The sequence below is a fragment of the Arthrobacter silviterrae genome (assembly GCF_011045165.1).
Classification (GTDB): Bacteria; Actinomycetota; Actinomycetes; order Actinomycetales; family Micrococcaceae; genus Specibacter; species Specibacter silviterrae.
Map to the genome: position 1 here is coordinate 74,427 of NZ_JAAKZI010000004.1, position 22,744 is coordinate 97,170.

The 22,744-nt window shown below is 66.1% G+C and carries 26 protein-coding genes; 17 read left to right on the forward strand and 9 right to left on the reverse strand.

Features of this window, described 5'->3' with window-relative positions; all coding sequences use genetic code 11:
* Nucleotides 1-136 precede the first annotated feature (136 nt).
* The 6 genes from G6N77_RS03885 to G6N77_RS03910 are packed head-to-tail and all read left to right on the forward strand — an operon-like array spanning nt 137 to nt 5,266.
* Nucleotides 137-907: a helix-turn-helix transcriptional regulator gene (locus tag G6N77_RS03885; RefSeq protein ID WP_165180698.1), complete on the forward strand. Its 771-nt coding sequence runs from the start codon at nt 137-139 to the stop codon at nt 905-907.
* Nucleotides 907-2,382 carry a Fe-S cluster assembly protein SufB gene (gene sufB, locus G6N77_RS03890; RefSeq protein ID WP_165180699.1) on the forward strand — a complete coding sequence of 492 codons (1,476 nt, stop codon included), beginning with the start codon at nt 907-909 and terminating at the stop codon, nt 2,380-2,382. Before G6N77_RS03885 ends, sufB begins: the two co-directional genes overlap by 1 nt.
* Complete coding sequence (gene sufD, locus G6N77_RS03895; RefSeq protein WP_165180700.1) at nt 2,383-3,702, forward strand: Fe-S cluster assembly protein SufD; 1,320 nt, start codon at nt 2,383-2,385, stop codon at nt 3,700-3,702.
* Entirely contained in the window at nt 3,702-4,061 is a 360-nt protein-coding gene (locus G6N77_RS03900; protein WP_165180701.1) for a non-heme iron oxygenase ferredoxin subunit, read from the forward strand. Before sufD ends, G6N77_RS03900 begins: the two co-directional genes overlap by 1 nt.
* Before the next feature lie 48 nt (nt 4,062-4,109).
* Entirely contained in the window at nt 4,110-4,877 is a 768-nt protein-coding gene (gene sufC, locus G6N77_RS03905; protein ID WP_165180702.1) for a Fe-S cluster assembly ATPase SufC, read from the forward strand.
* Between the two features lie 38 nt (nt 4,878-4,915).
* On the forward strand, nt 4,916-5,266 hold the full coding sequence (locus G6N77_RS03910; protein ID WP_165180703.1) for a metal-sulfur cluster assembly factor: 351 nt from the start codon (nt 4,916-4,918) through the stop codon (nt 5,264-5,266).
* 73 nt (nt 5,267-5,339) lie between these two features.
* Here G6N77_RS03910 and ypfJ read toward each other — a convergent pair whose 3' ends face one another.
* A complete protein-coding gene (gene ypfJ / locus G6N77_RS03915) occupies nt 5,340-6,245 on the reverse strand; it encodes a KPN_02809 family neutral zinc metallopeptidase (protein ID WP_165180704.1) in 906 nt (301 codons plus the stop codon).
* 53 nt (nt 6,246-6,298) lie between these two features.
* On the opposite strand from ypfJ, the gene G6N77_RS03920 reads away from it, so the two are divergent.
* Together G6N77_RS03920 and G6N77_RS03925 are read left to right on the forward strand one after the other, a co-directional pair.
* Complete coding sequence (locus G6N77_RS03920; RefSeq protein WP_240901664.1) at nt 6,299-7,690, forward strand: class I adenylate-forming enzyme family protein; 1,392 nt, start codon at nt 6,299-6,301, stop codon at nt 7,688-7,690.
* Entirely contained in the window at nt 7,671-8,873 is a 1,203-nt protein-coding gene (locus G6N77_RS03925; protein WP_165180705.1) for a thiolase family protein, read from the forward strand. The genes G6N77_RS03920 and G6N77_RS03925 overlap by 20 nt, the downstream gene beginning before the upstream one ends.
* Nucleotides 8,874-9,050: 177 nt before the next feature.
* Here the strand turns inward: G6N77_RS03925 and G6N77_RS03930 are convergent, their stop codons facing one another.
* From G6N77_RS03930 to G6N77_RS03940, 3 genes are read right to left on the reverse strand one after another with little or no spacing between them, the layout of a single operon-like run.
* Nucleotides 9,051-9,704, reverse strand: a complete 654-nt coding sequence (locus tag G6N77_RS03930) for an energy-coupling factor transporter transmembrane component T family protein (protein ID WP_165180706.1) — start codon at nt 9,702-9,704, stop codon at nt 9,051-9,053.
* A complete protein-coding gene (locus G6N77_RS03935) occupies nt 9,704-10,405 on the reverse strand; it encodes an energy-coupling factor ABC transporter ATP-binding protein (protein ID WP_165180707.1) in 702 nt (233 codons plus the stop codon). The genes G6N77_RS03930 and G6N77_RS03935 overlap by 1 nt, the downstream gene beginning before the upstream one ends.
* 40 nt (nt 10,406-10,445) lie before the next feature.
* Nucleotides 10,446-11,087, reverse strand: a complete 642-nt coding sequence (locus G6N77_RS03940) for a biotin transporter BioY (protein WP_165180708.1) — start codon at nt 11,085-11,087, stop codon at nt 10,446-10,448.
* Between the two features lie 145 nt (nt 11,088-11,232).
* Here G6N77_RS03940 and G6N77_RS03945 point away from each other — a divergent pair, with 145 nt between their 5' ends.
* Nucleotides 11,233-12,831, forward strand: a complete 1,599-nt coding sequence (locus G6N77_RS03945) for an ABC-F family ATP-binding cassette domain-containing protein (RefSeq protein ID WP_165180709.1) — start codon at nt 11,233-11,235, stop codon at nt 12,829-12,831.
* 27 nt (nt 12,832-12,858) lie between these two features.
* On the opposite strand, the gene G6N77_RS03950 is transcribed toward G6N77_RS03945, so the two are convergent.
* The 4 genes from G6N77_RS03950 to G6N77_RS03965 form a co-directional block, all read right to left on the reverse strand.
* A complete protein-coding gene (locus G6N77_RS03950; RefSeq protein WP_165180790.1) occupies nt 12,859-13,326 on the reverse strand; it encodes a YbaK/EbsC family protein in 468 nt (155 codons plus the stop codon).
* 132 nt (nt 13,327-13,458) lie between these two features.
* Nucleotides 13,459-14,352 (reverse strand): SURF1 family cytochrome oxidase biogenesis protein, encoded by an 894-nt coding sequence (locus G6N77_RS03955; protein ID WP_165180710.1) that lies wholly within the window; start codon nt 14,350-14,352, stop codon nt 13,459-13,461.
* 3 nt (nt 14,353-14,355) lie between these two features.
* Nucleotides 14,356-14,619 carry a hypothetical protein gene (locus tag G6N77_RS03960; protein ID WP_165180711.1) on the reverse strand — a complete coding sequence of 88 codons (264 nt, stop codon included), beginning with the start codon at nt 14,617-14,619 and terminating at the stop codon, nt 14,356-14,358.
* Nucleotides 14,616-15,041, reverse strand: coding sequence for a DUF3099 domain-containing protein (locus G6N77_RS03965; protein ID WP_165180791.1), 426 nt, complete (start codon nt 15,039-15,041; stop codon nt 14,616-14,618). Before G6N77_RS03965 ends, G6N77_RS03960 begins: the two co-directional genes overlap by 4 nt.
* Nucleotides 15,042-15,180: 139 nt before the next feature.
* On the opposite strand from G6N77_RS03965, the gene G6N77_RS03970 reads away from it, so the two are divergent.
* The gene (locus G6N77_RS03970) at nt 15,181-15,915 is read left to right on the forward strand and encodes a beta-ketoacyl-ACP reductase (protein ID WP_165180712.1); all 735 of its coding nucleotides are present in this window, start codon (nt 15,181-15,183) and stop codon (nt 15,913-15,915) included.
* A gap of 41 nt (nt 15,916-15,956) precedes the next feature.
* Nucleotides 15,957-16,697, forward strand: coding sequence for an SDR family oxidoreductase (locus G6N77_RS03975; RefSeq protein WP_165180713.1), 741 nt, complete (start codon nt 15,957-15,959; stop codon nt 16,695-16,697).
* 235 nt (nt 16,698-16,932) lie between these two features.
* Here G6N77_RS03975 and serB read toward each other — a convergent pair whose 3' ends face one another.
* Nucleotides 16,933-17,838, reverse strand: coding sequence for a phosphoserine phosphatase SerB (gene serB / locus G6N77_RS03980; RefSeq protein WP_165180714.1), 906 nt, complete (start codon nt 17,836-17,838; stop codon nt 16,933-16,935).
* A 78-nt stretch (nt 17,839-17,916) separates the two neighbouring features.
* Between serB and G6N77_RS03985 the strand changes: the two genes are divergently transcribed.
* From G6N77_RS03985 to G6N77_RS04010, 6 genes are all read left to right on the forward strand, one after another.
* Nucleotides 17,917-18,708: an ABC transporter ATP-binding protein gene (locus tag G6N77_RS03985; protein ID WP_165180715.1), complete on the forward strand. Its 792-nt coding sequence runs from the start codon at nt 17,917-17,919 to the stop codon at nt 18,706-18,708.
* A 22-nt stretch (nt 18,709-18,730) separates the two neighbouring features.
* Nucleotides 18,731-19,543, forward strand: a complete 813-nt coding sequence (locus tag G6N77_RS03990; RefSeq protein WP_165180716.1) for a TrmH family RNA methyltransferase — start codon at nt 18,731-18,733, stop codon at nt 19,541-19,543.
* A 30-nt stretch (nt 19,544-19,573) separates the two neighbouring features.
* Complete coding sequence (locus G6N77_RS03995) at nt 19,574-20,068, forward strand: peroxiredoxin (RefSeq protein WP_165180717.1); 495 nt, start codon at nt 19,574-19,576, stop codon at nt 20,066-20,068.
* Nucleotides 20,069-20,143: 75 nt separating this feature from the next.
* Entirely contained in the window at nt 20,144-20,398 is a 255-nt protein-coding gene (locus G6N77_RS04000) for a type B 50S ribosomal protein L31 (RefSeq protein WP_165180718.1), read from the forward strand.
* 127 nt (nt 20,399-20,525) lie between these two features.
* A complete protein-coding gene (locus G6N77_RS04005) occupies nt 20,526-21,587 on the forward strand; it encodes a lipoate-protein ligase LplAB (RefSeq protein WP_165180719.1) in 1,062 nt (353 codons plus the stop codon).
* Nucleotides 21,584-22,705, forward strand: a complete 1,122-nt coding sequence (locus G6N77_RS04010) for a tellurite resistance/C4-dicarboxylate transporter family protein (RefSeq protein ID WP_306987501.1) — start codon at nt 21,584-21,586, stop codon at nt 22,703-22,705. The genes G6N77_RS04005 and G6N77_RS04010 overlap by 4 nt, the downstream gene beginning before the upstream one ends.
* Nucleotides 22,706-22,744: the final 39 nt, after the last annotated feature.

Genomic DNA, 22,744 nt, shown 5'->3' on the forward strand with positions numbered 1-22,744 from the left:
GAATGCATGGCCCGGCGCCCGGCCGCCGGCCCCCGCCGCGTGGGTAGGCTCACCTTACTGGTACGGACGGCCGAATTACGACATACTTGTGTTGTTTATTGTTGTGGTTTTTATCCATGTGGCGGAGGTGTCGAGCATGACGCAAGTCGAACTGGGGCACGTTGCCGGCCTGGAACCGGATGAACGCACCCGCGACCGGGTCCTGACAGCGGTTTTGGAGCACGGGCCCGTCAGCGCGGCGCAAATGGGGAAGATGCTCAGCCTTACCCCGGCAGCGGTCCGCCGGCACCTGGACACGCTGTCCAAACAGGGCGTCATTGAAGTCAAGCTCATCAGCAATGCCACCAGCGGGGCCGGCCGCCCCGCACGCCGCTATGTGGTGTCCAAGCAGGGGCAGGCTGAAATCGGCGACGACTACCTGGAAATAGCCCGCCTGGCACTGGCCGAGATTGCCGGCAGCCACGGTGAACAAGGCGTGGTGGATTTTGCCGAACGCCGCTTTGCCAAGATGGAGGCCAAGTACCAGCCCCTGGTGGACGCCGCCGGCCCCGACGTGGCCGCCCGTTCCCGGGCCCTCGCCGCAGCCTTGAACGAGGACCGCTTTGTGGCCACGTCCAACTCGCTGAACCCGCATTCGGCCATGGCTGCCGAGCAGCTGTGCCAGGGTCACTGCCCCATCCAGGCGCTGGCCACCACCTTTCCCCAATTTTGCGACGCCGAGACTGAAGTTTTTTCCCGCCTCCTGGGCGTCGACGTCCGCAGGCTCTCCACCATGGCAAGTGGCGGGCACGTGTGCACCACCCATGTACCAACGGGCCGGGCGGTGGTCCGCAAGCGCGTCAGCGTTCCTGCGGCCATGGCGCGCCCGTCGCAGAATATTTCCAACCATCAGCAAGAAAGGCCGTGATGACGGATCAATTAGCGCAGGACGTACGCGCGAATGGTGCGGTCGAAGACTCCACCAACCACGACATCCTCGAAAGAAACCCGGAGCTGGAGGGACTGGGCAACTACGCCTTTGGCTGGTCGGACAAAAACGAGGCCAGCGCCAACGCCCGGCGCGGCATCAATGAAGAGGTGGTCCGCGACATCTCCGCCAAGAAGGGCGAGCCCCAGTGGATGCTGGACATGCGCCTCAAGGGCCTGAAGTACTTTGACCGCAAGCCCATGCCCACCTGGGGTGCAGACCTCTCCGGCATCGATTTTGACAACATCAAGTACTTTGTCCGGTCCACGGAGGAGCAGGCGCAGACGTGGGAGGACCTCCCCGAAGACATCCGCAACACCTACGAGCGGATCGGCATCCCCGAGGCCGAGCGCAGCCGCCTGGTGGGCGGCGTCACGGCCCAGTACGAATCCGAGGTGGTGTACCACCAGATCCGCGAGGACCTGGAAGCACAGGGCGTCATCTTCACCGACACCGACACGGGCCTGCGCGAACACCCGGAAATCTTCCAGGAATACTTCGGCACCATGATCCCCGTCGGCGACAACAAGTTCGCCTCGCTGAACACGGCAGCCTGGTCCGGCGGGTCCTTCGTCTACGTGCCCCCGGGCGTCCACGTGGAGATTCCGCTGCAGGCCTACTTCCGGATCAACACCGAAAACATGGGCCAGTTTGAGCGCACGCTCATCATCGCCGACGAAGGCAGCTACGTCCACTACATTGAAGGCTGCACGGCCCCGATCTACACCTCGGACTCGCTGCACTCCGCCGTCGTCGAAATTGTGGTGAAGAAGAACGCCCGCGTCCGCTACACCACCATCCAGAACTGGTCCAACAACGTGTACAACCTGGTGACCAAGCGCGCCATTGCACACGAGGGCGCCACCATGGAATGGGTGGACGGCAACATCGGCTCCAAGGTCACCATGAAGTACCCGGCCGTCTACCTCGTGGGCGAGCACGCCAAGGGCGAGACCCTCTCCGTTGCCTTTGCCGGCGAGGGCCAGCACCAGGACACCGGGTCCAAGATGGTCCACATCGCACCGAACACGCAGTCTTCGATCATCTCCAAGTCGGTTGCGCGCGGCGGCGGCCGGTCGGCCTACCGCGGCCTGGTCCAGATCCGTGAAGGCGCCAACCACTCCGCCAACACCGTGCGCTGTGACGCACTGCTGGTTGACAACATCTCGCGTTCCGACACGTACCCGTACGTTGACGTCCGCGAAGACGATGTCTCCATGGGTCACGAGGCAACGGTGTCCAAGGTCAGCGCAGAGCAGCTGTTCTACCTGCAGTCCCGCGGCATGCCCGAGGACGAGGCCATGGCCATGATCGTGCGCGGCTTCATCGAGCCCATCGCGAAGGAACTGCCCATGGAATATGCGCTTGAACTGAACCGCCTGATCGAACTGCAGATGGAAGGGGCCGTCGGCTAAATGACCGAGCTCACCGAAGAAAAAGTAATGGACGCCCCGGACGGACAGGTCTGGTCGCAGGGCTTCATCAAGGGCATGACGGAGGAAGGCGAGCAGCTTTCCGAGATCAACCCTGCCTCAGGTCCCCTGGGAGGCTCAGCTGCCAACGCGCATTCGCACGGCGACAGCCACGGCGGCGGCGTCGGCATCCCCGACAGCTCACGTGCCGGCCGCCTCACCTCCTACAAGCTGGCCGACTTCCCCCTGATCACCGGCCGCGAGGAGGACTGGCGCTTCACCCCGCTCAAGCGCCTCCGCGGCCTGGACCGTGTGGGTGTCAAGGGCCAGGGGCTCGACGGCGACGCACCTGCTGTCGAGGTCACCAAGCCCGACGCCGTCACGGTGGAGACCGTGGGCCGCGACGACGCCCGCATCGGCACCGCGGGAATTCCCGAGGACCGTGTGGCTGCCGCCGCCTGGGAGAACTTTAAGGAGGCGACAGTCGTCACCCTGCCCGCCGAATACCAGGGCACCGTGGAGGACGTCACCACGCTGACGCTGACCGGCGCCGGCGTGACCCCGGCCGCCGCACACATCTTCGTCCACGCCAAGAAGTTCGCCTCCGGCGTGGTGGTCCTGGACCACCGTGGCACCGCGGTCCTGAGCGAGAACGTCGAAATCCTGGTCGAGGACGGTGCCAACCTCACCGTTGTCAGCATCCAGGACTGGAATGACGACACCGTCCACGCCAGCGCGCAGCACATCAAGGTGGGCCGCGACGCAAAGGTCAAGCACGTGGTCATCAACCTCGGCGGCAGCCTGCTCCGGACCACGCCGTCGGCCCGCTACGCCGGCACCGGCAGCGAAGTGGAAATGTACGGCCTGTACTTCGCCGACGCCGGGCAGCACCTGGAACAGCGCCTGTTCGTGGACCACTCCACCAACAACTGCAAGTCACGGGTCACCTACAAGGGCGCACTGCAGGGCGAGGGTGCGCACGCGGTCTGGATCGGTGACGTGCTGATCCGCAAGGAAGCCGAGGGCACCGACACCTACGAGATGAACCGGAACCTGATCCTGACCCAGGGTGCCCGCGCCGACTCCGTGCCGAACCTGGAAATTGAAACGGGCCTCATCGAGGGCGCCGGACACGCAAGTGCCACCGGACGCTTTGACGACGAGCAGCTGTTCTACCTGCAGGCCCGCGGCATCCCGGAAGATGTGGCCCGCCGACTGGTGGTGCGCGGCTTCCTCAACGAGGTCATCCAGCACATCAAGGTTCCCGCCCTTGAGGAGCGCATGCGCGATGCCGTGGAACGGGAATTGGCGGCAACGGCGTAATGAGCGATTCCTCCACGCCCGCCGGCGTCGTCGTCTGCCAGGACAGCGACGTTGAGGTAAAGTCTTCCCTCCTGGTGGAGGTGGATGACTTTCCCATTGCCATTGTCAGGGACTCGTACGGCGTATTGCACGCAATCGGCGACACGTGCTCCCATGCGGAAATCTCATTGAGCGAGGGCGACGTGGAGGACGGCACCATCGAATGCTGGGCGCACGGCAGTTCCTTTGACCTGAAAACAGGTGAACCGCTGACGCTGCCCGCCTTCGAGCCCGTGCCCGTCTTCAACCTGGAAGTCCACGACGGCGATGTTTATGTCGACGTCACCAACATTCTTAACGGCGTCAGCATCGACAACTAACGCCCTTCCCGCGCACCACACACCAATATTCTTAGGAGAAATTAGAGTATGTCTACTCTGGAAATCAAGGACCTGCACGTCAGCATCGTCACTGAGCAGGGCGTCAAGCCGATCCTCAAGGGCGTCAGCCTGACCATCAAAACCGGTGAGACCCACGCCATCATGGGACCCAACGGCTCCGGCAAGTCCACCCTGGCATCCACCATTGCCGGCCACCCGCGTTACACCGTGGACAGCGGTTCCATCACGCTCGACGGCGAAGACGTCCTCGCGATGACCGTGGACCAGCGCGCCCGCGCCGGGCTGTTCCTGGCCATGCAGTACCCCGTGGAAATCCCGGGCGTCACCATGACGAACTTCCTCCGCACGGCCAAGACGGCCATCGACGGCGAAGCACCCAAGCTGCGCACCTGGACCAAGGACGTCAAGGCGGCCATGTCCCAGCTGCGCATCGAGCCCGAATTCGCCGAGCGCAACGTCAATGAAGGCTTCTCCGGTGGTGAAAAGAAGCGCCACGAGATCCTCCAGCTTGAACTGCTCAAGCCCAAGTTCGCTGTTCTCGACGAGACCGATTCCGGCCTTGACGTCGATGCGCTGAAGGTTGTCTCCGAGGGTGTCAACCGTGCCATTGAGACCGGCGGCCTCGGCACCATCCTCATCACCCACTACACGCGGATCCTGCGTTACATCAAGCCTGACTTTGTCCACGTGTTTGTTGATGGCAACATCGCCGAGCAGGGCGGCCCGGAACTGGCCGACCGACTCGAAGAAGAAGGCTACGACCGCTACCTGGCGCAAGCCCCGGCCACGGCCTAGCCACCGCACTTTTCAGAAGGAAAAGCGAAGAAGGAATCATGACTGACATCAGCGAAACAAGTGCCCCCGTGGCAACTGCGCAGACTGACCTCGAGGACGTCGAGGAAGCGCTCAAGGACGTCATTGACCCCGAACTGGGTGTCAACGTCGTCGACCTCGGGCTCCTTTATGGCCTGCGCTACGGCGACGACGGCGCCCTGCTGCTGGACATGACGCTGACCACAGCGGCCTGCCCTCTCCAGGACGTCATTGAAGAGCAGGTCGAAAACTGCCTTGGCCCCATCGTGGACGAATGGCGGATCAACTGGGTGTGGATGCCGCCGTGGGGTCCCGAGCAGATCACCGACGACGGCCGCGACCAAATGCGGGCCCTCGGCTTCAACATTTAGTTCGCAACACAGGGAACCGCCGTCGGGCCTGGCATATCCAGGCTCGACGGCGGTTCCTGCGTTTTTGCTGTGGCTACACCTTGGGCACGGAGAACGTGTCGCAGCTGGCCAGGTCCCCGCTCTGGTAGCCGGTGGACAGCCAGTGCTGGCGCTGGGCACTGGAACCGTGTGTCCACGTTTCGGGGTTGCTGTGCCCCGTGGCCGCCTGCTGGATCCTGTCGTCGCCCACGGAGGATGCAGCGGAGAGGGCGTCGTTGAGGTCCTGCTGCTTGAGCGGGCGCAGGAACGGCGAGCTGCTGCCGGGAGCCGGCTGGGTGGAGGCGTGGCGCATCCAGATTCCGGCATAGCAGTCCGCCTGCAGCTCGGTGCGCACTGACGCCGACTGGGCGCCGCGCGGATCCTGCTGGGCTTTGCCAATGGTGCCAAGGAGGTCCTGGACGTGGTGGCCGAATTCATGGGCCACCACATACTCCTGGGCCAGCGGCCCGCCGGAGGAACCAAACTGTGTCTCCAGCTGGGAAAAGAACGCAGGGTCAAAGTAGGCCTTGTTGTCCCCGGGGCAGTAGAACGGCCCAACGTCGGTGCTGGCCGGGCCGCAGGCCGTACTCACGCTGGAGCTGAAGATGACCGTCTTGGGCACCGTGTACTTGACCTTGTACGGGGCCAGGTAGGCGGGCCAAAAGGTGTTGAGGGAATTGGCCGTGCCGAGGATCCGGCAGTCCAGCCGGGCATTCGCATCGGCGCCGCTGACACAGGAACTGATGGCCGATCCGGCCGTCTGTTCAACGGCAGGGGGCTGGCCGGTGTCGCCCACCATGCCTGCCAGCAGATCGGGATTGATGCCGAGCAGGGCTCCGATGAGCACCACCAGGCCGCCGCCCAGGCCCAGCCCCATCTTGCCGCCGCGGCCCATTCCCCCTCCGCCCCGGCGGTCCTCCACCTGCGACGGGTCCAATCGTGCGCCTTCGTTGAAAGTCATGGCTTTACAGTAGCCGCCCGGCCAAGGGGCTCCAAGGACATTCGTCCCTTACGATGAAAGCAATGCCATTCATCGACAGGGTCCACCAGTGGGCCGCCACACAACCGGGCCGTGCCGCCGTCGTCACCGGGACGGACACCCTCAGCTATGCCCAGCTCGGCGCCGCCGCTGCTGCTGCAGCACAGGGCCGGTGCTCCGCCACGGGCGGCCGACTCGCCGTGGTGGACCTGCCCACGGGAACGGCACTTGCCGGCCAGTTTTGCGCCGCAGTGGCTGCATCGGCTGTGGCCGCCGTCCTCGATTCCGGCTGGCCGGCCGAACTGCGCCAATCCATCACCCACCATGCCAGAAGCTGGGCCGGTTCGGCTGACATTCCGGCGTCCACTTTCCTGCTGGGCCTTTCCTCCGGGACCAGCGGCGTCCCCAAGGCATTCATGCGGTCGCGGGAGTCCTGGCGGGCGTCGTTTCTTGCCAGCACGCAGTACTTCGGCGTCGGCCAAGAAGACGTGACGCTGGCGCCCGGCCCCCTGGCCGCCAGCATGAACCTCTATGCCCTGGGCGAGTGCCTGTTTAGCGGGTCCACGTTTGTGGCACTGCCGGGCTTCACCCCGGACGCGGCACTCGCTTCCATCAGGGACCGCGCCGTGACCCGGCTGGTGCTGGTCCCCACCGTTTTGGGACTGATCGCCGCCCGCGGGCTGGCCACCGGGCAGGGCCCCTCGGGTGTGACTTCCATAGTGTGCGCCGGCTCCGCGCTGCCCCCCGGGCTGCTCGCCCTGGCCCGGCGCTGGGCCCCCCGAGCCCGCATTTACCAGTATTACGGTGCATCCGAACTGGGATTTGTGGCCGCCTCTGAAATTCTTGGCGGCAGGGGGACGGGCCCGGTCGGCACAGCATTTCCCGGCGTGGAACTGGCTGTTCTGGACGCCGCCGGCCGAAAGCTGCCCACAGGCGAAGTGGGAGACATCAGCGTACGCAGCCCCTATGTTTGTGACGGCTACGCCTGGGGCGACGACGGACTGGCCCTCGCCACCGTCAACGGCTGGCACACCGTCAGGGACCAAGGCTGGCTCGACAGCGACGGGGCGCTCCACGTGGCGGGCCGGGCGTCGGAGATGATCGTCACCAGCGGTGCCAACGTCTATCCGCAGCAGGTGGAGCAGTCACTCACAGGGGACGGCTTGGAGGGCGCAGTGGTGGTCACGGGCCTTGCCGACCCCGTTCGCGGCCAGCGTGTGGTGGCCGGCCTGCTGGGCCCGCCGGAGGAATTGGCTGCGCTCCTGGCCGCCTGCCGGAAGCGCTCCGCCGCCCTGCCGTCCCAGCAGCGTCCCAGCCGGTACTACGCCCTTGCGGCGAACCCGGCCACCGGCGCCGGAAAGGTCAGCCGGGCCCTGCTGGCCGAATGGATTGTGAAAGGTGACGCCCGTGCACAGCGGATTCAGTAACGTGACGGACCCGGACAGGACCGCCGTCGTCCTTGCCGCCAAGCGCCTTCCCACGGCCAAGGCGGGCGGTGCGTACCGCCACATTCCGGCGCACGATCTTGCCGCGCCGGTGATGCGCGCGGCCGTCGCTGCAGCCGGCATCGACCCGGGTGCCCTCAACGACGTGATCCTCGGAAACGCAACGGGCGGCGGCGGCAATGTGGCCCGCCTCGCCGCCCTGACGGCCGGTTTCCCCGACGTGGTGCCGGGCCTGACCGTGGACAGGCAGTGCGCCTCGGGGCTGGAAGCCATTGTCCTGGCCTGCCGCCTGGTCCAGTCGGGTGCGGGCCAGGCATACCTGGCCGGCGGGGTGGAAAGCATCAGCACGGCCCCTGCCCGGGCAAATCGCCGCCCGGACGGGACCCTGGACTTCATTGCACGCGCCCAGTTCGCGCCCCTCGACACGATAAACGGCGGCGGGGGAGACCCCGATGCCGGAGTGGCAGCCGAGAACGTCGCCACCGCCTACGGCATCACGCGCGAACGGCAGGACGCCTACGCCCTGCAAAGCCACCGGCGTGCCGTCGCAGCCGCTGCGGCAGGGGAATTCGACGCCGAACTGCTCCCCCTGACCGGCCTGGCCGCCGACCAGGGCCCGAGGCCGAAACTGACGGAGAAGCTGCTGGCCAGATTTCCCGCCGCCTTCGTGGACGGCGGCACGGTGACGGCCGGCAATTCCTGCCCCTACAGCGACGGCGCGGCCGCCGTCGTCGTCACCAGTGTCACGCTGGCGCGGAGCCTTGCCGCCCGCCCCAGCCACGGCCTCACTTTCGTCGACGCCGCAACGGCAGGCAATGAGCCGGCACTCATGGGCGTGGGCGCGGCCCACTCCACAAGCATCCTCATGCAGCGGACGGGGCTCGACGCCGGGGCCCTTGGCCGGGGTCTGGTTGAGTTCAACGAGGCGTTCGCCTCACAAGTGCTGGCCGTGGCCGATCTGCTGGGCTTGGACCCGGACAGCCTGAACCGCGACGGCGGCGCACTGGCCCTCGGCCACCCCTATGGCGCATCCGGTGCCGTCCTGGTGGTGCGGCTGCTGGCCCAGGCTGCCGCCCGCGGCATTGAGGGACTCGACGCCGTCGCCATGATCAGCGCCGCAGGGGGAATGGGCGTGTCGGCCCAGTTCCGCTGGCAGTCCCTCTAACCCGTCACCCCTCCACCGCCACACCCCGCCTCGTTGAGGTTGGAGATCACCACCTGCCGTACCGTTGAGGTTCGAGATCACCACCTATGGAATGCCTCGGAGCGGTGGTTATCTCCAACCTCGACGGGGGGGCGGGGCGGTTCTCGGACACGCGGCAGGAGCCTGTTCAGCTTTTGCTTACTGCTCGCCGGGGAGTTCGGGATCGCCGAGGCCGCGTGCCGCCAGGGCCTCGCCCGTGGCCCGGGCATAACCCACCGTGGCAATGACCACGGGCAGCGAGCGGGCCATGAGGTTTCGCTCCAGCCCGCGGGCACGGGCGGCGTCGCGCACGTCGCTGAATGCGCCAATCACGAAGGGAATGCTCCGGAGCATCAGGGCCACGGTCAGGGAAAAGCGCTCCGGGTCGGCACCAAAGCGTTCCAGCGGGCGGACCACGGCGCCCAGGCCATCCAGCAATTCGTCCACCGGTGTGGTGGCCGTCAAGATGTTGGAGGCAAGCACCGTGGCCACGATGGCCGCCACCACCTGCCAGGCCGTGGCCGGCCCGTGCTGCCACCATTGATAGGCCGCAATGAGAACCAGGAAGACCACCATGATTCGAACCGCGCGCCACAACCGGCCCCACGGCAACCCCGCGACGCCGTGCGCGGCTATCGCGGCGATAAGCACCGCCGTCGTAATAATGACACCCAACGTCACGGAAATGGCCGGGGATGCCAGGCACAGGACCGCCACGGCCAGCAACAGCACAGCCTTGCGCCACAGTGCCATGCGATGGAACGGCGAGTTCCCGGCGATGTAGCTGGCCACCAGGTGGGCATGGCCGCGCATCAGCCCACCGACTCCCGGTACCAGTCCACCGCGGCAGAGGCCGGGCCGTCGAAGGCAATGCGGGCGTCGTCAATCACCAGGCCCCGTTCGCACGCGGCCGCCAGGTCAAGGTCGTGCGTGGACATGACCACTTGCTGCGGCAGCCCGGCCAGCCGTTCATGCAGCAGCTTGGTATTGCGCAGGTCCAACAGCGTTGACGGCTCGTCGAGGACCAGGATGGACGGGTCCACGGCGAGCACGGCCGCCAGGGCGGTCAGCTGCCGCTCCCCGCCGGAAAGTTCATAGACACTGCTCTCGGCCAGGTGCGACAGACCATAGGCCGCCAGGATCGATTCGGCCCGGTCCCGGCGTTCCCTCTTGGAGAGCTTGAGCCGGCGGAGGGACAGTTCCACATCCTCCAAGGGGGTTGGCATGACCAGCTGCGACAAGGGGTCCGTGAAGACGAAGCCCACGCTGCGGCGCACGGCCGCCCCGTGGGTGCGCGTGTCCAGCCCGTTGACGCGCACGGTGCCGGCGGACGGAAGGACCAGGCCGTTGAGGAGACGGAGCATGGTGGACTTGCCCGAGCCGTTGGCCCCGATGACGGCGATCCGCTGCTCGTTGAGGGTCACGGACAGGGGGCGCAGGATGGTTTTAGCGGTCCCTGTTCCGTCCACCGGGGGAATTTCGACGCCGGCGGACTCGAGGACGATTGAATTCACGCCGCGCCCGCCTGGGCCGGCCACATGCAAAACGGGGATTTCACCGGCGGCGGCGCACCAACAGGTCCGGGAATGCGCGGTGCAGGCTCAAGGCAATGGCCACGGCCACCACATTCTTGATGATGTCCCCCGGAAGGTAGATCAGGTCTGCCCCCACTGCAGCGGGCAGTGCCATGCCCTTGAGCACAAAACCAATGATGCCGAAGGCGTGGATCACCACCGTGCCGGCCATGGCCGCGGCGAAGAGGGCGGCCGCCTTGTGCCGCCGTCGTACGGCCCAGATGGCAACCAGGCCGGTCAGGGCGGCGCCGAAGGCGAAGCCCACAATGTAGCCGGCCGACGGGCTGGCCAGGACGGCCGGACCGGCGCGGAAGCCGCTAAAGATGGGCAGGCCCACCAACCCCAACAGGACATAGAGGGCGACGGCAGCCGTGCCGCGCCCCACGCCCAGCACCAGCCCGCACAGCACCACCACCAGGGTCTGCAGCGTAATGGCCACCCCCAGCGGCCCGACGTTGATGCCGGGGACGGCAATCGAGGCGGCCAGCAGCGCGGCAAACACGGCGATCAGGGAGATGTCCATGGCACCCCAGCGGCGGCGCAACGCTGCAACGGGAGCCGCGGGGGCGGGGGCCGTGACGGGGGCGCCCTTGTGGCCCTGCGACTGTGATGATCGATTCATTCTGGTTACTTTCAGGTGGTGTGGGGCTTTGGTTGTGGTGGAACCTCGGTAGACTGGACAGGTTGTTCAACGTCAATCCATCCCCACAGGGGGAACGGCGGAGCGTTTCGCGGCACATATCCAACTTATGTGAAAGGTTACTACGTTGATTACGGTCCAAGACCTTGAGTTACGTGCCGGGGCACGGTTGCTCATGGACGAAGTGTCATTTCGGATCGACAAGGGTGACAAGATCGGGCTGGTGGGCCGCAACGGCGCCGGCAAGACAACATTGACTCGCGTCCTGGCGGGGGAGGGCCTGCCCGCAGGCGGCACTGTCACCCGTTCGGGGGACATTGGCTACCTCCCGCAGGATCCCCGCACCCCCGACATGGAACAGCTGGCACGCGACCGGATCCTGGCCGCCCGGGACCTGGACAAGGTCATCACCAAGCTCCGCGCCGCCGAGGCCGACATGGCGAGCGAGAACAATTCCGTCCGCGACAAGGCGATGCGCCGCTACGACAAGCTCGAGAACGAGTTCCTCGCAGGCGGCGGCTACGCGGCCGAGGCGGAGGCGGCGGCCATCTCCTCAAACCTGGCCCTCCCCGAGCGGATCCTCAACCAGCCCCTCAAGACGCTTTCCGGCGGACAGCGCCGCCGTGTGGAACTGGCCCGCATCCTGTTCTCCGGCGCCAAAACCATGCTCCTGGACGAACCAACCAACCACCTGGATGCCGATTCCATCGCGTGGCTGCGTGACTTCCTGAAGAACCACCAGGGCGGGCTGATTGTGATCAGCCACGACACCAGCCTGCTCGAGGCCACAGTGAACAAGGTGTTTCACCTGGACGCGAACCGGGCCACGATCGACCAGTACAACCTCGGGTGGAAGAAGTACCTGGCGCAGCGCGAAACGGACGAACGCGCCCGCCGCCGGGAACGTGCCAATGCCGAAAAGAAGGCCGGGGTCCTCATGGACCAGGCCAACAAGATGCGGGCCAAGGCCACCAAGGCCGTTGCGGCTCAAAACATGGCCAAGCGTGCCGAGCGCCTGCTGGCGGGACTGGAAGATGTCCGCGCGCAGGACCGGGTTGCCGCGCTGCGCTTCCCCGACCCCTCGCCGTGCGGAAAAACCCCGCTCATGGCGGAGGGCCTGAGCAAGTCTTACGGTTCGCTGGAGATCTTCACTGATGTCTCCCTGGCCATCGACCGGGGCTCCAAGGTGGTCATCCTTGGCCTCAACGGCGCCGGCAAGACCACCCTGCTGCGGATGCTGGCCGGCGTGTCCAAGCCGGATACCGGAACGATCACCCCCGGCCATGGACTGAAGATCGGCTACTACGCCCAGGAGCACGACACGCTGGACGTGACGCGCACGGTCCTGGAAAACATGCGGTCCTCCGCGGGCGACATGAACGACGCCGAGGTGCGCGGCATCCTGGGGTCCTTCCTGTTTTCCGGCGACGACGTGAACAAGCCTGCGGGAGTGCTCTCCGGCGGTGAAAAGACCCGCCTGGCGCTGGCGACCATCGTGGCATCTTCCGCCAACGTCCTGTTGCTGGATGAGCCCACCAACAACCTGGACCCGGCCAGCCGCGCTGAAATCCTGGGTGCGCTGAAGAACTACACCGGCGCCGTGGTGCTGGTCAGCCACGACGAGGGGGCGGTGGCTGCTCTGGACCCTGACCGCGTGGTGCTGCTGCCCGACGGCGACGAGGACCTCTGGAGCCAGGACTACCTGGACCTGATCACCCTGGCCTGACAACGGCGCCGGGAACCCCTGCGGCGGTCAGCGGACCGCGGCCGGCTCGGCACCGGTTACCCGGGCCAGCTCGGCGTAGCTCAGTGACAGCATGGCGCGGTGGCTGCCGGCACCCGCCCAGAGCACTGGGTACCGGGCCAGCTCAGTGTCGAGAATGGTGCGCAGGGGAACCGGGTGTCCCAGCGGCGCCACGCCGCCCACGGGCTGGCCCGCGTGCTGCAGGACAAATTCCGGGGTGGCCCGCTTGATCTTGGGCAGCCCGAGTTCACGGGCCACCAGCTTCACGTCCACCTTTGCCGCGCCGCTGGCCAGAATCAGCAGGGGCTCGCCGCCGCACTCAAAAATGAGGCTGTTGGCAATGGCGCCCACCTCGCAACCCAGCACCGCCGCCGCCGTCGCTGCCGTGGCCACACTGTCGTCAACCACGATGACGGTGTCCGGCAGGCCGGCAGCCAGCAGGGCATCCCGTACGTGTTCGACGACGGCGTCCCTCACCTCGGGTGCCGGGGCACCGCCCCCGCTGCCGGGTCCATTGCTGGTGATTTCGGTGCTGTTAATGCCGGTGTTGTTCAGATCTGCGCTCACAGGCCACAGTCTACGGCGGAATCAACCACACACCCTGCCGGCTTAGTATCCCTGCGAGTCCAGGAGCGCGTCCTCTTCCTCCTCGGCCGTGGCCCGGGCACCGGGTTTGCGGACCTTCTTGACCGGGCGCGGATGGAAGGCCGAACCCCGGCCGTAGAGTTCCTCCACGGGGACGCCGGACTCGGCAGCCTCCTGGGCGTCGAAGTCATCGTTGCGGCGCTGCAGGCGCGCCGCATAGCCGAATCCGACAAAAGCCAGCACGCCGAAGCAGATCCACTGGAGTGCGTAGCTCAGGTGTGATCCTTCGTCGATGGACGGTGCCGGGAAGCCCACCGGGTTGCTTGACGCTGCAGGGGATTCCGAGGCCAGCTGTACATACGCGCCGGTCTTGATGGGGTAGGACAATTCCTTGGCGTAGGCGGCCAGGTCGATGGAGGCGATCTGGCCGGCGGGGGCCCCGCGGTCCACCTGCGGCTCCGGCGGCCTGATCCTGGCCACCACGGTGACGGTGCCGGACACCGGCTGCGGCACTACATCGGGGTACCCGGCCTCCTTGTTGCCAATGGGCAGCCAGCCGCGGTCCACGATGACGGTGTCGCCGGTTTCCAGTTTCAGCGGGACCAGCACCTCATATCCCGGGGAGCCGTTGAGGGGGCGATTTCGCACCACCCGCTGGTCTGCCGTGACGTAACTGCCCTTAAGGGTGACCTGGGTCCATTCCTTGGCGGGATTCAGCTGGTCAAAGTCCGTCGCCACGGCTGCATAGTCAACCGGAGTGGCGGAATAGTTCGCCGTGATCTTGGCAATGTTTGCCACCACCTCGTTGCGCCGGTTCATTTGCCAGTTCCCCAGGGCCACGCAGGCTATGGCAAAAACCAGGGCAAGGACAAAATAGCCTGCCCATTTGCTGGAAAACAGGAATCTGTAGGTCTTCATGAATCAGGCGGGCCCCTCGGGTGTCAGCGGCCGCGTTTCCTTCCACAGGGAACGGCCCTTCAAGTAATCTTCCAGCCACGCAGCATGATCGTCGCAGCCCAGCCAGATCTTACGCCGCTCCGGTGTGTGGATCTTGGGATTGTTCCACAGCAGCTGGGTGGTGGCCGGCTTGCGGCAGCCCTTGCGGGAGCAAATGGCCTCGGCAGCACCCCGTTCCGCGGGCGTGTCCGGCTGTCCGTCCGGGGAGAGCATGTCAAGAATGTTCATTGTTGGCCTTCCTCACCATTGTTCCTCGGGGGCTCCGGAACGTCCTCCGGCACCACCTCACCGCGGATGACTTCATCCGCCGCGGCGCTGCTGTCGTCGGGGGCAGTCAGTTCCATCGGCGGGACATGGTCCACCAGGGCCGTGGCCTCCATGTGTGAGGTGTCCGCACCGCCGTTGGCGATGACCACCGCAACCCACGGGAGCAGCACCGCGCCCACCACGGGAACCAGCTTGAACCAGCCGTCAAACACAAAAATCAAGGCTATGCAGACCATGCGGATCCCCATGGCCGTGGCGTATTTCACGAGGCGTCCGTGCATTTCAATGCTGTGTGCCTCGGCGGCATTCGTAATGGAAGGTACCTCGGGGGAACCTGTGGCCCGGCGGTATCGTTTCCGCCGACCGGCACCGGATGCCGGCATTGCTGTCTGGTCTCTCATCACACTCCAAAGTACGTCCCCATTCTCCCACCGCGCGGGAATACCTCCAAAAGCGCAAGTGTGTGCACCCCTGCCTTTCACCGTAGGATTCAATGCGAGCACCACGAGAAAAGAGGATTACATGAGTGCACCCGAGACTGCACCCGCACAGGGCCGCAGCGTGCTGGTTACCGGTGGAAACCGCGGCATCGGCCTGGCCATCGCCCAGGCTTTTTTGGCCAATGGGGACAAGGTTGCCGTCACGTTCCGCAGCCCGTCCGAGCTTCCCGAAGGAATCCTCGGCGTCCAGGCCGACGTCACCGACTCCGCCTCCGTTGATGCAGCGTTCAGCGAAGTGGAGGCCGCCCACGGCCCCGTTGAGGTGTTGGTGGCCAATGCCGGCATCACCAAGGACACGCTGCTGCTGCGCATGAGCGAGGACGACTTCACATCCGTGGTGGACACCAACCTGACCGGCGCATTCCGTGTCATCAAGCGTGCATCCAAGGGCATGATCCGTTTGCGCAAGGGCCGTGTGGTGCTCATTTCCTCCGTGGTTGGCCTCTACGGCTCCGCCGGGCAGGTCAACTACGCCGCCTCCAAGGCAGGCCTGGTGGGCATTGCCCGCTCCCTGACCCGCGAGCTGGGCTCCCGAAACATCACAGCCAATGTCGTGGCTCCCGGATTTATCAGCACCGACATGACTGCTGCACTGCCGGAAGAGACGCAAAAGCAGTACCTCGCCAGCATCCCGGCTGCCCGCTTTGCCTCCGCCGAGGAAGTGGCCAACGTGGTCCGCTGGGTCTCCAGTGACGAGGCCGCCTACATTTCGGGCGCCGTGATCCCTGTTGACGGCGGACTTGGCATGGGCCACTAGGCCCCTCCACACCAACCTTATTGACGAACAAAGGACGTTTCATGGGAAAGCTTGACGGAAAAACAGCGATTGTTACGGGCTCTTCGCGCGGCGTGGGCGCCGATGTGGCCAAATTCCTGGCCGCCGAAGGCGCGGCAGTCGTGGTCAACTACCGGCAGAAGGCGCCGCGGGCCAACAAAGTGGTGGCCCAGATTGCTGAAGCCGGCGGGCGCGCTGTCGCCGTCGGCGCTGATCTCACCACACAGGACGGCGTGCAGGCCCTGGTTAGCGCAGCCATGGAGAACTTTGGCTCCCTGGACCTGGTGGTGCTCAACGCCTCCGGTGGCATGGAAAGCGGCATGGCCGAAAACTACGCCCTCCAGCTCAACCGGGACGCCCAGGTCAACCTGCTCAACGCAGCACTGCCCGTCATGACGCCCGGGTCCCGCGTGGTCTTCGTCACCAGCCACCAGGCACACTTCATTGAAACCGTGCCCACCATGCCCGAATACGAACCCGTTGCCAAGAGCAAGCGCGCGGGCGAGGACGCCCTTCGCGCCCTCATCCCCAACCTTGCAGCCGAGGACATCTCGCTTGTGGTGGTCTCCGGCGACATGATCGAGGGCACCGTCACGGCAACCCTGCTGGACCGCGCCAACCCTGGCGCCATCGAGGCCCGCCGCGCCGAGGCCGGCAAGCTTTACACCGTGGCCGAATTCGCCGCTGAAATCGCCAAAATGGCCACCGCCGACGTCGAAACCGGCCACACTGAATACGTGGGCGGCGCCGACTACTTCAAGTAGGCCGGCGCAAGCTTACGGGCGGAGCCCCCGCAAGCAGGCGGAGCCGGTATTTTTTGTAGGCGACGTAAAAGGAGACCGTAAGGCCGCCCGCGGCCGTCGGTCGGATAGTCGCCGGAAAAATGCCGGGCCGCCTGCGACGGTCACCCAGCCCGCCGGCTCCGCCACCTCGTGGTTTGGTCGCCGGCTCCGCCTCCTCGTGGTTTGGTCGCCGGCGCCGCCACCTCGGGGGCCTTGGCTACTCGCAGGGGATGCCGGCGAGGGCCAGGGCCACATCCAGGTTGGGCAGGTTGATCTGTGCGTCCGCGGCGGCCCGGACGGCTGGTTTGGCGTTAAAGGCCACGCCGAGCGCCGCCGCGGCCATCATGTCGAGGTCGTTGGCGCCGTCGCCGATCGCCATGCTGGCGTCGAGGCCAATCCCGGCCTCGGCGCTCCACGCGCGCAGCGACACTGCCTTGGCCGCCCTGTCCACCACGGGGCCGGACACCTTGCCGGTGAGCCTGCCGTCAATGATTTCCAATTCGTTGGCGAGGTAAAAATCGAGGCCAAGGTGCGCTGCCAGGGGCGCCAGGATCTGCGAAAAGCCGCCTGACACGGCGGCAACGGTGTGCCCTGCGGCCTTGGCAGCCGCCACCAGGCGTTCCGCCCCGACCGACAGCTGGATCTTGGCGCCGACGTCGGCCAGCACTGACTCCGGCAGGCCCGCCAGCGTTGCCAAGCGGTGGTGCAGGCTCTGGGCGAAGTCCAGCTCACCGCGCATGGCAGCTGCGGTCACCTTCGCAACCTCGGCCTCCGTGCCTGCGTGCGAGGCCAGCAGCTCAATGACCTCCTGCCGGATTAGGGTGGAATCCACATCCATGATGATGAACTTGCGCCCGGCACCCCTCAGCGACTCGGGTACGACGGCGGTGTCCACGCCGGTAACCGGGGCAGCAGCAATGGCGGTGCGCAATTCCCGGACGGCTTGGTCCGCGGCGTCAAGGGGAGAGCGGAGCGAAAACACGGCCACATCAAAGCCCGGGTGCTTTTCCAGCGACTCCTGTTCAATGTGGCTGCCGTTGGCCGCAATCAGGCGGCGGAGCTGGTCGAGGGAGTCCGTGGGCAGCGAACGGCCATAACTGACTGCGGTAAGTGTGGAGGGCATGGTTCGATTCTAGCGTTCGATCAGCCCCGGCCCGTGGTTCGCCGGGGAGGCCCGCGGTTTCTAGTAGGCTCATTGTTCATGAGTGAAGTTTTGGGTTTGGCCGGTGTCAGCGTGGTCCGCGGCACCAGGACATTGTTGGATTCCATTGACTGGCGCGTGGCCGAAGGGGAGCGCTGGGTGGTGCTGGGACCCAACGGCGCCGGCAAGAGCACCCTCCTTCAAATCGCGGGTGCGAGGATGCACCCCACCCGCGGGGTGGCGGGCATCCTGGACGAGGTCCTCGGCGCCGTCGATGTCTTTGAACTCCGCCCGCGGATTGGCCTGGCCTCCTCCGCCCTGGCCAACCAGATTCCGGAGCACGAAAAGGTTCTCAACGTGGTGGTGACGGCCGCCTACGGCGTCACCGGCCGCTGGCGCGAGGCTTACGAGCGCGACGACGAACGGCGCGCCTTCCGCCTGCTCGAGGACTGGGGCATGTCCACCTTCCTGAACCGCCCCTTCGCGTCACTGAGCGAGGGGGAGCGGAAGCGTGTGCAGATTGCCCGGGCACTCATGAGCGATCCTGAACTCCTCCTGCTCGACGAGCCGGGCGCAGGCCTGGACCTCGCCGGGCGCGAGGACCTGGTGCAGCGCCTGAGCCAGTTGGCTGCGGACCCGCTTGCGCCGTCCACCGTACTGGTCACGCACCACCTTGAAGAGGTTCCCCCGGGCTTCACCCACGCACTTCTGCTGCGCGACGGCGGCGTGGTGGTACAGGGCCCCATCGGCGACGTGCTGACGGAGGAAAACCTCAGCGCCACGTTCGGGCTGCCGCTGAGTGTCACCACCAACGGCGGCCGCTTCGCCGCCACGGCGCGCCACCAGCCGTGAACCGTTCGGCGGCGCGCAAGGCATGATCATCCAGCTTACCGACCCGGCGGATCCGCGGGTCAGTGACTACACATCCCTGACGGATGTGCAGCTGCGCAAGCTGCGCGAACCCGATGAAGGCATGTACATTGCCGAGAGTTCGCGCGTGCTCCGAAGGGCGCTCGACGCCGGTCACCAGCCACGGTCGTTCTTCATGGCCGAAAAGTGGCTGCCGGAGCTCTCCGACGTCATCGCAGCCCACCCCGAGGTTCCGGTTTTTGTCGGCACCGCGCAAATGCTTGAGGACATCACCGGCTTCCACCTGCACCGCGGTGCCATGGCGGCCATGCACCGCCCGGCCCCGGCGAACATCCCGGCACTGCTGGCCGGCGCGCGCCGGGTGGCCGTGCTGGAGGACATCGTTGACCACACCAATATCGGCGCCATTTTCCGTTCCGCCGCCGCGCTGGGGGTCGACGCCGTCCTGGTCAGCCCCCGCTGCGGCGACCCCCTGTACCGCCGCAGCATCCGGGTCAGCATGGGCACCGTTTTCCAGGTTCCCTGGGCTCGCCTGCCCGAGTGGCCGGAGGGCATGTCACTGTTGCGCGAGGCCGGATTTACGACGGCGGCGCTTGCGCTGGAGCCTGACTCGCTCACCATCAGGGAACTTGCCAGCCGCCAGTACGGCAGGCTGGCACTGATCCTTGGCACTGAAGGGGACGGCCTTAGCCACGCCACGCTGGCCCAGGCCGACCACTCCGTGATGATCCCCATGTACGCCGGGGTAGACTCCCTCAACGTTGCATCCGCCAGCGCTGTCGCCTTCTTTGCCACCCAGCCGGGTGCCGCGGGGTAGCACCCGACGAACCGCAGGTAGGCTGAAACCATGAAAATTGGTGACGTCGCGGCCGACTTTGAATTGCCTGACCAGCACGGAATTCCGCGCAGGCTCTCCGAACTCTCTGCCGGCGGGCTGCTGGTGCTCTTCTTTTACCCGCGCGCCGGGAGCGGCGGCTGCACCAGGGAAGCCTGCCACTTCCGCGACCTGGAGCGGGATTTTGCCAGGGTAGGGGCAGCCGTTGCGGGCATCAGCAACGACGCCCCTGCCAAGCAGCGCGAATTCGCCACGGAAAACCACTTCAGCTATCCGCTGCTCAGCGACGCCGCAGGCGAGGTGGCGGACCAGTTTGGCGTCCGGCGTCGTTTGTTGGCGCGAAACCTGCCCACCAAACGGACCACCTTCGTCCTTGACGCGCAGCTGACCGTCAAGTTCGCGGTGTCCAGCGAAACCGACATGTTCGTGCATGCGGACCAGGCGCTGGCTGCCATCCGGTCGTGGAATCCGCCGCCCAGCTTGGAGAATGGGCCCGGGGACCGGTAAAGTGTGTAGCTGGCCCCCGGGCCATAACATTCATCAGTCTGGCAAAAACCAGGCGATTACCTTTTGAGGCTGACAGTGAAGCAGAATACCCACCCCAAGTACGAAGCAATCGTTTTCAACGACCTGGCTTCGGGCACCCAGTTCCTGACGCGTTCCACCGCAACGTCGAGCAAGACCATCGAATGGGAAGATGGCAACACCTACCCCGTCATCGACGTTGAAATCTCCTCGGAGTCGCACCCGTTCTACACGGGCAAGCAGCGCATCATGGACAGCGCCGGCCGCGTGGAGCGCTTCAACGCCCGCTTCGCCAACTTCGGCAAGAAGTAAGCCTTCCTCACCGAAGCACAGCATGGCAGGCACGTTCCTGCAGGGCCCGCACCGGATGGTGCGGGCCCTTTTGCGCTGTTGTGCCCCTGTTTTGCACTCGCGCCCCATTAGTTGGGAAACTAAGGCCATGGCTCCTGAACTGCATGGCGAATACAAGGTCCACGGCGGCAAGCTGGTGGTGGTCGATCTGGACGTGGCGGCCGGGTTGCTGGCGAATGTCTCGGTCAGCGGCGACTTCTTCCTGGAACCCGACGAGGCCCTCGATGACATCAACGCGGCCCTGTCGGGACTACCCGCCGACCTCCCCGCCACAGCGCTGGCCGAGGCCATCACGGCGGCGCTGCCGGCCGGCGTCGTGCTCTTTGGCTTTTCCGCCCAGGCTGTCTCAGTGGCTGTCCGGCGGGCGCTGGCGAAGGCCAGCAGCTGGCTGGACCACGACTGGGACATCATTGCCCCGACCGTGCTGCCCACGGCCGTCAACGTGGCCCTTGACGAAGTCCTCACGAGGGAGGTGGGCGCCGGGCGGCGCAACCCCACCCTGCGCTTTTGGGACTGGAACGAACCCTCCGTGGTGATTGGCAGTTTCCAGTCGGTCCGCAACGAACTGGACCCGGGGGGCGTCGGAAAGTACGGGATCAACGTGGTGCGGCGGATCAGTGGCGGCGGCGCCATGTTCATGGAGGCGGGCAACTGCATCACCTACTCCCTGTACCTGCCGCAGAGCCTGGTGGACGGACTCAGCTTTGAGGATTCCTACAAGTTCCTGGATGCGTGGGTCATGGCCGCGCTGGAGTCGGTCGGCATCACGGCGTACTACGTGCCGCTGAACGACATTGCCACGGACCAGGGCAAAATTGGCGGGGCCGCGCAAAAGCGGCTAGGCAACGGCGCCATGGTGCACCATGTCACCATGAGCTATGACATTGACGCGGACAAGATGGTGGAAGTGCTGCGGATCGGCAAGGAAAAACTCTCCGACAAGGGAACCCGCTCCGCCAAGAAACGCGTGGACCCGCTGCGGCGCCAGACCGGCCTGCCTCGTGCCGAGATTGTTGCCCGCATGATGGAGACGTTCCGGGAGCGCTACAACGCCCAGGCGTCCGTGCTCACGCCCGCCGAGCTGGAGGAGGCGAAACGGCTGGTGGACAGCAAGTTTGGCACCGACGCGTGGCTGAACAGGATCCCGTGACGGGCCCGGAGGCAGGTGCTCTACCGCATCATCCGGGGCCGTCCCGCGCGCCGTCTGCCAGGACGCTGCTGCGGCATTGGCTACGGCACCAGCCACCGGCGGCGTTTGCCTTTGTCATGGCCACCGGAATTGTCGCCCAGGCGCTCAGTGACGCAGGGTGGGTGCCGCTTTCCCGTGCCCTGCTGTGGCTGGCGGCCGCCGCCCTGGCGGTGCTGGCAGTGGGGCTGGTGGGCCGGCTCGCCACCAACCGGGCAGGGGCTGTGGCGGACTTCCGCGACCCGCACGTGGGCTTTGGCTACCTCACCATGGTGGCGGCCTGCAATGTGGTCGGCACCGGTTTCCACGCAACCCTGCCGGGCGTGACCTGGGCGCTGGCACTGGCCAGCATCCCCCTGTGGCTGTTCCTCGCCTATGGCATCCCGTTGTCCATGATGCTGCGGACCGAGATGGGGGAGGGCGGGGGCGGTGCGGGGCTGCTGCCACGGCTGCTGCCCGTGGACGGCACATGGTTCCTGTGGGTCGTGGCCACGCAGTCGCTTTCCGTTGTCGCGGCCACCCTGGCCGTGGACAACTCCTCGATCCGGCTGCTCAGCGACGCCGCCGTCGCCTTTTGGGGCATCGGCATCATGCTTTACCTGACGCTGACCACCCTGGTGATGCTGCGTCTGCTCACGGGCGGCGAGAACCACGGCGGCATTGTGCCGGCCAACTGGATCTTCATGGGCGCCACGGCCATTTCTGTCCTGGCCGGCTCCATGATTCTCAACCTGCCCGCGGGCGTGCCCGTGCTTGACCTGGCCGCAGCCACGGTGGGGGGCATCAGCTACCTGCTGTGGGCCTTCGGGCTGTGGTGGGTTCCCCTGCTGGTCGCATTTGGCATATGGCGCCACCTGGTTCGGCGGGAGCCCCTGCAGTATGTCACGGCGCTGTGGTCGATCGTCTTCCCGCTGGGCATGTTCTCCGTGGCCACGTTCCACTTTGGCCACGAAAACCGCATGCCCCTGGTGGCCACGCTGGGTCAGTGGGCCGACTGGATTGCCGTGGCGGCCTGGACGCTGGCCGCCCTGGGAATGGCCGTGGCCGGCATCCGCTTCATCCGCAGGGGCGCACTGCCGTAGCGCCGTATTCGGCCGGCATTGCCCCCGGCTGCCGGGCCC

Coding starts and splice junctions, on each gene's coding strand:
- ypfJ (WP_165180704.1), bottom strand. CDS start 6,245: ATGACTTTCAACGAAGGCGCACGATTGGACCCGTCGCAGGTGGAGGAC.
- G6N77_RS03885 (WP_165180698.1), top strand. CDS start 137: ATGACGCAAGTCGAACTGGGGCACGTTGCCGGCCTGGAACCGGATGAA.
- G6N77_RS03985 (WP_165180715.1), top strand. CDS start 17,917: ATGAGTGAAGTTTTGGGTTTGGCCGGTGTCAGCGTGGTCCGCGGCACC.
- G6N77_RS03960 (WP_165180711.1), bottom strand. CDS start 14,619: ATGAACATTCTTGACATGCTCTCCCCGGACGGACAGCCGGACACGCCC.
- G6N77_RS03975 (WP_165180713.1), top strand. CDS start 15,957: ATGGGAAAGCTTGACGGAAAAACAGCGATTGTTACGGGCTCTTCGCGC.
- sufC (WP_165180702.1), top strand. CDS start 4,110: ATGTCTACTCTGGAAATCAAGGACCTGCACGTCAGCATCGTCACTGAG.
- G6N77_RS03955 (WP_165180710.1), bottom strand. CDS start 14,352: ATGAAGACCTACAGATTCCTGTTTTCCAGCAAATGGGCAGGCTATTTT.
- G6N77_RS03995 (WP_165180717.1), top strand. CDS start 19,574: ATGAAAATTGGTGACGTCGCGGCCGACTTTGAATTGCCTGACCAGCAC.
- sufB (WP_165180699.1), top strand. CDS start 907: ATGACGGATCAATTAGCGCAGGACGTACGCGCGAATGGTGCGGTCGAA.
- G6N77_RS03970 (WP_165180712.1), top strand. CDS start 15,181: ATGAGTGCACCCGAGACTGCACCCGCACAGGGCCGCAGCGTGCTGGTT.
- serB (WP_165180714.1), bottom strand. CDS start 17,838: ATGCCCTCCACACTTACCGCAGTCAGTTATGGCCGTTCGCTGCCCACG.
- G6N77_RS03900 (WP_165180701.1), top strand. CDS start 3,702: ATGAGCGATTCCTCCACGCCCGCCGGCGTCGTCGTCTGCCAGGACAGC.
- G6N77_RS03910 (WP_165180703.1), top strand. CDS start 4,916: ATGACTGACATCAGCGAAACAAGTGCCCCCGTGGCAACTGCGCAGACT.
- sufD (WP_165180700.1), top strand. CDS start 2,383: ATGACCGAGCTCACCGAAGAAAAAGTAATGGACGCCCCGGACGGACAG.
- G6N77_RS03920 (WP_240901664.1), top strand. CDS start 6,299: ATGAAAGCAATGCCATTCATCGACAGGGTCCACCAGTGGGCCGCCACA.
- G6N77_RS03930 (WP_165180706.1), bottom strand. CDS start 9,704: ATGCGCGGCCATGCCCACCTGGTGGCCAGCTACATCGCCGGGAACTCG.
- G6N77_RS03940 (WP_165180708.1), bottom strand. CDS start 11,087: ATGAATCGATCATCACAGTCGCAGGGCCACAAGGGCGCCCCCGTCACG.
- G6N77_RS04005 (WP_165180719.1), top strand. CDS start 20,526: ATGGCTCCTGAACTGCATGGCGAATACAAGGTCCACGGCGGCAAGCTG.
- G6N77_RS03990 (WP_165180716.1), top strand. CDS start 18,731: ATGATCATCCAGCTTACCGACCCGGCGGATCCGCGGGTCAGTGACTAC.
- G6N77_RS03965 (WP_165180791.1), bottom strand. CDS start 15,041: ATGCCGGCATCCGGTGCCGGTCGGCGGAAACGATACCGCCGGGCCACA.